Origin of the sequence: Actinomadura meridiana, from assembly GCF_039537545.1 — a bacterium.
Taxonomy (GTDB): domain Bacteria; phylum Actinomycetota; class Actinomycetes; order Streptosporangiales; family Streptosporangiaceae; genus Spirillospora; species Spirillospora meridiana.
The window spans coordinates 182,586-190,718 of the sequence record NZ_BAABAS010000020.1 but is presented as its reverse complement, the minus strand read 5'-3'; the positions used below and the strand labels follow the sequence as shown (position 1 = coordinate 190,718).

The following is an 8,133-nucleotide window of genomic DNA, read 5'->3' as shown; positions in this document are numbered from 1 at the left end:
GGAGGAACCATGAAGGACCGGCCGACCCGCAACCCGTGGCTCGTGCTCCTCACGCTGTGCCTGGGCCAGTGCCTCGTTCTGCTGGACACCACGATCGTGAACGTCGCGATCCCGTCGATGACCAAGGACCTCAGCGCGCAGGTCGACGACATCCTGTGGGTGAGCAGCGCGTACACGCTGGCCTACGCGGTGCTGCTGGTCAACGCCGGTCGGCTCGGCGACCTCTACGGGCAGAAGCCGCTGTTCCTCGGCGGCGTCGCCGTGTTCACCGTCGCGTCCGCCGTCTGCGGTCTGGCCCAGACGCCCGGCCAGTTGATCGTGGCCAGGGTGGTGCAGGGGGTCGGCGCCGCGCTGCTCACCCCGCAGTCCCTCTCGGTGATCTCCAAGATCTTCGAGCCGGAGCGGCGCGGGGTCGCGCTCGGCGTCTGGGGGTCGGTGGTCGGCGCGGCGGCCGCGATCGGACCGACCGCCGGAGGGCTGGTCATCGCCGTGCTCGACTGGCGGTGGATCTTCTTCATCAACCTGCCGCTGGGCGCGCTGGTGTTCGTCCTGTCCATGGTCGTCGTGCCGCGGCTGCCGGGCGAGCGCCGCCATTCGCTGGACTGGCTCGGCACCGGCCTCGTCACCGTCGGCCTGTTCATGGTGGTGTACGGGCTGCTGGAGGGCGAGCCGCACGGCTGGGGCCGCGTGCTCGGCCCGGCGACGGCGCCGGAGCTGATGGCGGCGGGAGTGCTGCTCCTGGTGCTTTTCGTTTTTGTGGAGCGCGGTCGGCAGGACCGGGAACCGCTGCTGCCGTTCGAGGTGCTCCGCGACCGCAACTTCACCGTGATGAGCCTGGTGGTGTGGGCGCTGCCGTGCAGCCTCGGCGCGATGCTCCTGCTCATCATGATCTATCTACAGTCGGCGCTCGGCATGGGCGCGTTCACGGCCGGGCTCACCATGGCGACGGCACCCGCCATCTCGGTGTTCGTGTCCCCGATCTCGGGCCGCCTGATCGACCGGTTCGGCGGCAAGTACGTGATGATCGCGGGCTTCGCGCTGTTCGCCGGTGGCATTGGCTACTTCGCCGTGTTCGCGCGGGCGGACGCCTCTTGGTGGAGCCTGCTGCCCGGACTCGTGATCTTCGGCCTGGGCATGGGGGTCGCGGCCGCGCCGCCCGGAGCGATAGCGATGCGCGACGTCGACCCCGCCCTGTCCGGGGCCGCCTCCGGACTGTTCAACATGAGCCGGGTCGGAGGCCAGGTCGTCGGCGGCGCGGTGGTCGGCGCCCTGCTGGAGGCACAGCTCGCCGCGCGCTCGGTCGGCCTGTCCCCGCAGACGGCGGCCGACCGCGCGGCACTGGCCGACGCCGTCCGGGTGACGTACCTGTTCCCGGTGCTCGCGCTGGTGGTCGCGGTGCTGGTCACCACCGCCGCGCGCCGTCCCGCGACCGTCGCCCGGGTGCGGGTCCCGGAGCCGCAGCCCACCGGTACAGCCAGCGAATGACTGGAGGAGAGCAATGGATTTCAGCCTTTTCTACTTCTCGGACGACGGAGCGGGCGCCCCGGGCAGGGAGCGTTACCGCCTGCTGCTCGACGGTGCGCGCTTCGCCGACCGGCACGGGTTCACGGCGGTCTGGACGCCCGAACGGCACTTCCACCCCTTCGGCGGCATCTACCCGAACCCGTCGGTGGCCGGAGCGGCCGTCGCGGCGATCACCGAACATGTGGAGATCCGGGCGGGCAGCGTGGTCGCGCCGCTGCACCACCCCGTCCGCCTCGCGGAGGAGTGGGCGGTGGTCGACAACCTGTCGGACGGCCGCGTGTCACTCTCGTTCGCCCCGGGGTGGCACGCGACCGACTTCGTCCTCGCACCGGACAACTACTCGGGGCGGCGGGACGTCATGGCCCAGTCGCTCGACACTGTGCGGCGGCTCTGGCGGCGCGAGACGGTGGAGCTGACCGACGGGTCCGGCGAGCGTGCCGAGGTGCGGATCTATCCGGCCCCCGTCCAGCCCGAACTGCCGATCTGGCTCACCAGCGCGGGCAGCCCCGACACGTTCCGCGCGGCGGGCACCCTCGGCGCCGGGCTGCTCACCCACCTCCTCGGCCAGGACATCGAGGACCTCGCCAAGAAGATCGCCATCTACCGGGCGGCGTACACCGGGGACGGCGCGCCACGGGTCGCGCTCATGCTGCACACCTTCCTCGGCGAGGACCGGGAGGCGGTCCGGGAGATCGTCCGGACGCCGTTCAGCGAGTACATCCGCAGCTCGATCGGCCTGATCGCGCGAGCGTCCGGAGACCTCCTCCCCGACGTCGACCCCGCGGACCTGGACCCGGAGGACGTCGACTTCCTGGTGCGGCGCTCGTTCGACCGCTACTTCGACACCGGCGGACTGTTCGGCCGGGGCGAGGACGCCGCGCCCCTGCTGGAGACGCTCACCGACATCGGGGTCGACGAGGTCGCCTGCCTGATCGACTTCGGCGTCGACACCACCGCCGTCCTCGACGGGCTGGGCCGCCTGGCCACCCTCAAGGACATCTGGCAGCGGTCATGACGTCCACCACGGTCGCCGACACCGGCACGGCCGGGCTCCGCCACGTGTTCGGCCACTTCGCGACGGGCGTCACGGTCATCACGACCATGGCGTCCGGTGAGCCCGCCGGGTTCTGCTGCCAGACGTTCGTCCCCGTGTCGCTTGAGCCGCCCCTGGTGTCGTTCTGCGCGGCCAGGACGTCACGGACCTGGCCGCGGATCCGCGCCTCCGGGGCGTTCTGCGTGAACGTCCTCACCGCGGACCAGACCGACGTGGCCCGCCGCTTCGCCGCCCCGTCCGACCAGGGCCGCTTCACGAGCCTGGACCTGAGCCCGTCCCCCACCGGCTCCCCGATGCTGTCGGGAGCACTGGCCTGGATCGACTGCTCGCTCTACAGTCACCAGGTCGCGGGCGACCACCACATCGTCCTCGGCCGGGTCCGCCACGTCCGAGCCGCGCCCACCGGCGACCCTTTACTGTACTTTCGAGGCACCTTCGCCTAAGCCGCGTCACGAAATCGGCGTCGAACCTGACGCCATTTTCGGCGCTCTTCTTGCAGGCGTTGGACGTCGCTATGGCTTGCGTAGGACGCCGCCGTATTCGCACATGTCCCGCGCAATTCTGGACGCGCCGACGAACTGGACCAGTTCGTCCGGGACGGGCGCCAGGGGCGGTTGGTCGGGGTCCGGGCGCCAGTCGGCGAGGTTGACCAGGCCCGGTTCGACCGGGTCCAGGCCGTCCAGGAGGAGCGCGTCGACCTCTTCGCGGGTGCGGTTCTGCCACGGGATCCCGGCGACCTTCATCCGGGCGTCCAGGTCGGTGGCCCGGTCGGGGTCGGAGCAGACGATCTGGGAGAACGCCAGGTGACTGCCGGACGCCGACCGGCCCATGAGGCCGTTCACGAGGCCGCGCGGGTCGTCGGCGTCGACCAGGTGGTGGCCGACGGAGAGGAACAGCACCGCCAGCGGCTCGTCGAAGTTGATCAGCCGTCGCAGGTCGGGGTGGTCCAGAACGGCGTCCACGTCGCGGAAGTCGGCGTTGATGACGATGGTGGAGCCGTTCCCGGCGAGAAGCGCGCGGCCATGGGCCAGGACGATGGGGTCGACGTCGACGTAGACGACGCGGGCGTCGGGCGCGAACTTCTGGGCGACCTGGTGGACGTTGTCGTCGGTGGGCAGCCCGCACCCCATGTCCAGGAACTGCCGGATTCCGGCCTGGGTCGCCAGGTACCGGACGGCCCGGTAGAGGAACAGCCGGTTCTGCCGGGCGATGTCGATCGCCTCGGGGAACGCGGGTGCGGTCTTCAACGCGAAGTCGCGATCGACCTGGTAGTTGTCCTTGCTGCCCAGCGCCCATCCGTACACCCGTGCCGACGCGGGCACATCATGACGGATCTCGACCAGCGGTTCACGATCTTCGGCGGCCACCTTGCGCTCCCGATCCCTAGTGCAGTTGTACGAACAGACTACGGTAGTCGGCCATCCCGCGCTCTGTCCGAACCTTCTTCACAAGGCGTCGGAAACGTGTCAGATTCCGCAATTGCGGTTATGCCATTGGCGTGTGACCAGGTGCCTTATCAGGGCGTTGGCTGGGCTTCTTGGATGCGGTGCCGCTGCGACGGGCCAGCACCGTGGTCCCAGGGCCGGAGGCGGCGGACATCGCCGCCCTGGTCGCCGGTGGCTAGTCCATGCGCTGGAGTTTGACCTGACGTTCGGTCTGGGCGAATCCGAGCGACCGGTAGATCCTGATCGCCGCGCCGTCCGACTCGGCGACGATCACCAGCGTTCGGGCTCCCCTGGCGACAGCCTCCGTCCCGGCGAAATGGACAAGCGCGGAAGCCAAGCCGCGTCGCCGGAACGCGGGATGTGTTTCGACGTGCTGGTAGCGGGCGACGCCTTGGCCGTCGTCGACGACGCCGAGGCTCGTGCGCAGGTCGCCGTCCACGAACGCGCCGAACCAGGTGGCATCGCCCGCCTCGCACAACAGCCGTTCCTCAGCGAGCTTCGCCGTCCGGAAGGCGGTGTTGTCCTTCGACGGTCTTGACTCGTCACAGGCGAGCCGCAGTGCTGCCACCTGGCCCCAGTCGTCTCCGGTCAGCAGTCGCAGCTCGGCCTCCGCCGACCGCGTGGGCACCCGGAGCGAGGAAGCCGTAAGGACCGCGTCGACCTCAACACTGATTCCGAGCCGTTCCCATTCCGCGCGTGGGCCCACCTCGCCATTGGTTCCGTCCACGCCGATCGCCAGATGAGACGCTTCCGGGAACTCCCTGGCGAAAAGACCGGGAGCCTCCGGGAGCGCGTCATGAGCCACGAGGACGAAGTTGCCCCACCAGAAGGACGGGTTGCCGGGCGTCCGGACCACCTGGTGGGACGGGTGATCGACGATGACCGAACCGGCCAGTCGGCGCACCACCAGATCCGTCCGGAACGCGAGAGATCGGATCTTCACCCGGTGATCCTAGGGCGGACCTGACGCCCGGAAACGGGACTGTGGCCGTCCAATCACCTTCCTTCGGCGCCCAACTGCCGCAGCAGGCCGCGATTGTCGGTGCGGACCCACTCCTCGATGAGACGGCCCTGGTCGTCGAAGCGGAAGATGTTGATCAGGTCGAACACGACACGTTCGCCGTTGGGTCGCACCGGACCGGCCGGTGACTGGGTGAACTCGCGGACGAAGGTCCCCTCGATCCAGGTCTGGCAGGCCATGTGGTCGCCCTCGGCCACCACGATGCCGCGCCGGATCGACCGGTCGTCGAAGGCGGCCCGGATCGCCGCGAAGTAGTCGTTGAGCCCGTCGAAGTCGGCTTCGGAACCGTCCGGCCCGTGGAAGCGGAACTTCTCCGTGTCGAAGTACGTCGCGGTCTCGACCGGATCCTCGCCCGATACCTCCAGCTCACCAGCCCGGACCAGGCGTGCCACAAGCTCGTCCCGCGTGAATTGTTGTGTCATGCCTCCCAGCCTGCCCGCTGCGAGCCATGCCGTCCAACGATGATTCGGCATCCAAATCATTACCATAATGCATGATACTTGGGCCATGGCTGAGTTCACCCTCACTGGTCTCCGCATCGTCCACCAGGTCGCCACCGTGGGCTCGTTCACCCGCGCCGCCGAGATGCTCGGCTACACCCAACCAGCGGTGTCCCGTCAGGTCGCCGCCATGGAGGCGGCCGCCGGAGCACCCCTGTTCGACCGCAGGGGACGCGGCGCGGCGCTGACCCCGGCGGGCCAGGTGCTCGTCCGGCGCGCGACGGAGATCCTCGCCGACCTGGCGGCGACCGAACTGGAACTGGCCGGGCTGCGCGATCGCCTCGCGGGCCGCCTCACGATGGGCGCCTACCCCACCGCGACCATGGCCCTGGTGCCCCGCGCGATGGCACAGGTGATGTCCGGCCACCCGGGCCTCGCCGTCGTCCTGGAGGAGGCCTCCACACCCACCCTGCTCCGACGACTCCGAGCCGGTCGCCTGGACGTCGCCGTCATCGGCGTCGGCCACGGCCTCCCCGACTACGATCTGACCGAACTCCGACAAACCACCCTGCTCCACGGCAACCTTCGCGTGGCCGTCCCGGACACGCACAGGTTCGCGGACCACACCGCCGTCTCAGTAGCGGACCTGACCCAGGAACTCTGGATAGCCGGGGACGGCGAAGCGGGCGCGCCACAGTTCGGAGCCTGGCCCACCCTCTCCAACCCCCACATCGCCTACACCGCCCGCAACTGGTCGACCCGCCTCGGCCTCGTCGCCGCCGGTCTGGGCCTCACGGTCGTCCCCGACCTGGCCCTCCCAGCCCTACCACCAGGCGTCCGCACCGTAACGGTCACCGACGGCCACTGGACCGGCCGCGCCACCGTAGCCATAACCCACCCACGCCCCTCCGCCCAGACCCAAGCAATGGTGACCGCCCTCCAAACCCAAGCCACCACCCTCCAAACCTCCTAACCCACAACCCACAACCCACACACTGCCTCGGCGCCGCCCCCGGCACCCGACAGCCCGAAAAGACCATCAGCCCACGCGCCCTGACCTACAACCGGTCAAGCAGATCCTTCTTCTTGGCGAAGCTCGCCAAGCTGTGTGAACACCCCGTGACCCGCATCCGAGGTGGCGGCCTGAATCGCTGGTGCCTAACCCTGGCCATGAGAGAGGACCGGAAGCGCGTTGGCCAGTACTCTGCTAAGTAACCGCACTGACCTCAACGGGGGCGCCACGAGCCATGCACGCGCTGACTCTCCCATTGCCGTCCGGTGAGACCTGGACTCGGGCAGACTATGAGGCTCTGCCCGAAGACCTCCCGGCACGTGTGAGCCTCATCCACGGAGAACTCGTCGTGAGCCCACGGCCCCGTCCGATTCATCAGCGCATCGCGCGGCGTTTGGCGACTCGTATCGAGGACGCCGCTCCCGATGCTTGGCAGGTCGACACCGATGTGGACGTCCTGCTGAGCGATGACGAGATGGAGCCGGTCGAGATCGCCCCCGACATCGTCGTGTACTCCGCCGAGCACGACATCTACGAGCGCCCCATCCCTGTCGAGATGGTCGCTCTTGTCGTCGAGGTGGTGTCACCGTCCACCAAGCGCAAGGACCGGCGGATTCAGCCCACCCTGTACGCGGAGGCCCAGGTCCGGCACTACTGGAGGGTCGAGACCGACCAGACCGCACCGGCCTTCGCGATCTATTCCTACGAGCTGGATGACGCCACCGGCGCGTATGTCGCCACCGGTGTGCACCATGAGCGGATCACCGCCACCTTGCCGTTCGACCTCGAAATCGAGCTCAAGGCCGTCCGAGAGCGCTGACCCGTCCCGCTTCGCCCCGCCTCCGCCATTCTCGGTTTGTGGCGCGGCCCCGCGCTGCTCCCCGTCAGCCGGTGGGGGTTTGGGGGAGGGTGGATTGGAGGTGGTTCAGGTGGGTGGTGAGGATTTCTTCGAAGGCGGCGCGGCGGTCTGCGCCTACTGGTCGGAGGTCTCGGGCGAAGTGGGAGAGGGCGGGGAAGCGGTCGGGGTCGGCGCCGAGGACGGCGACGCGGAAGGACTCCAGGCCCTGTTCGAACTCTTCGGGGCGTAGGGCGTTGAACGCCGTTCCGGCGGAGACCAGGCCGAGGAGCAGGACCGCGAGGCGGTGGTAGTGGGCGGGGATCTCCTCGTCGGGCAGGCCGGAGGCCTGTAGGGCCTGGAGCGCCTCTTCCATGGCGAGGCGGGAGCCGAGGCCGCTTGAGGCGTAGCGGCCCCAGATTGTGGCGAGCTGGGGGTGTTCGGCGAACGCGTCCCAGATGCGCAGGCACGACGTGACGATGCGCTGTTTCCAGTCGCCCTCGGGACGGTAGTCGGCCATCGCGGCGATGACGACCCGGTCGGCGAGCGCGCGCATCAGTTCGGTCTTGGTGCGGAAGTGCCGGTAGAGGCTGGACGAGTCGGTTCCGAGCGCGATGGCGAGCTGTCGCATGCTGAACGTCTGGACGTCGCCGGTGCGCAGCATCTCCACCGCCGTGTCCAGGATCTCCTCGGTCGTCCAGCGCCGTCTGCCTGCCATGTCACCCCTCTCCGTCTGTCTCAACTTAGCCTATGCACGCACCATTGCACGCACTGCGTGCATAATGATGGCAAGGACTCGGAA

The 8,133-nt window shown here is 69.1% G+C and carries 9 protein-coding genes; 5 read left to right on the top strand and 4 right to left on the bottom strand.

The genetic code is table 11. The features are described from left to right. The first annotated feature begins 9 nt into the window (after positions 1-9). From ABD808_RS26905 to ABD808_RS26895, 3 genes are read left to right on the top strand one after another with little or no spacing between them, the layout of a single operon-like run. On the top strand, positions 10-1,485 hold the full coding sequence (locus ABD808_RS26905) for an MFS transporter (RefSeq protein WP_344901910.1): 1,476 nt from the start codon (positions 10-12) through the stop codon (positions 1,483-1,485). Positions 1,486-1,498: 13 nt separating this feature from the next. Beyond that, complete coding sequence (locus tag ABD808_RS26900; RefSeq protein WP_344901907.1) at positions 1,499-2,539, top strand: LLM class flavin-dependent oxidoreductase; 1,041 nt, start codon at positions 1,499-1,501, stop codon at positions 2,537-2,539. Then, positions 2,536-3,021 carry a flavin reductase family protein gene (locus ABD808_RS26895; protein ID WP_344901904.1) on the top strand — a complete coding sequence of 162 codons (486 nt, stop codon included), beginning with the start codon at positions 2,536-2,538 and terminating at the stop codon, positions 3,019-3,021. The genes ABD808_RS26900 and ABD808_RS26895 overlap by 4 nt, the downstream gene beginning before the upstream one ends. A 69-nt stretch (positions 3,022-3,090) precedes the next feature. Here the strand turns inward: ABD808_RS26895 and ABD808_RS26890 are convergent, their stop codons facing one another. From ABD808_RS26890 to ABD808_RS26880, 3 genes are all read right to left on the bottom strand, one after another. Continuing rightward, positions 3,091-3,945 carry an SAM-dependent methyltransferase gene (locus ABD808_RS26890; RefSeq protein WP_344901901.1) on the bottom strand — a complete coding sequence of 285 codons (855 nt, stop codon included), beginning with the start codon at positions 3,943-3,945 and terminating at the stop codon, positions 3,091-3,093. A 253-nt stretch (positions 3,946-4,198) separates the two neighbouring features. Continuing rightward, positions 4,199-4,966 carry a GNAT family N-acetyltransferase gene (locus tag ABD808_RS26885; RefSeq protein WP_344901898.1) on the bottom strand — a complete coding sequence of 256 codons (768 nt, stop codon included), beginning with the start codon at positions 4,964-4,966 and terminating at the stop codon, positions 4,199-4,201. Between the two features lie 53 nt (positions 4,967-5,019). Continuing rightward, positions 5,020-5,466 (bottom strand): ester cyclase, encoded by a 447-nt coding sequence (locus ABD808_RS26880; protein ID WP_344901895.1) that lies wholly within the window; start codon positions 5,464-5,466, stop codon positions 5,020-5,022. A gap of 85 nt (positions 5,467-5,551) precedes the next feature. Here ABD808_RS26880 and ABD808_RS26875 point away from each other — a divergent pair, with 85 nt between their 5' ends. Further along, on the top strand, positions 5,552-6,457 hold the full coding sequence (locus tag ABD808_RS26875) for a LysR family transcriptional regulator (protein WP_344901892.1): 906 nt from the start codon (positions 5,552-5,554) through the stop codon (positions 6,455-6,457). Positions 6,458-6,731: 274 nt separating this feature from the next. Then, on the top strand, positions 6,732-7,316 hold the full coding sequence (locus ABD808_RS26870; protein ID WP_344901889.1) for a Uma2 family endonuclease: 585 nt from the start codon (positions 6,732-6,734) through the stop codon (positions 7,314-7,316). A gap of 64 nt (positions 7,317-7,380) precedes the next feature. Here the strand turns inward: ABD808_RS26870 and ABD808_RS26865 are convergent, their stop codons facing one another. After that, on the bottom strand, positions 7,381-8,049 hold the full coding sequence (locus ABD808_RS26865; protein WP_344901886.1) for a TetR/AcrR family transcriptional regulator: 669 nt from the start codon (positions 8,047-8,049) through the stop codon (positions 7,381-7,383). Positions 8,050-8,133 lie beyond the last annotated feature (84 nt).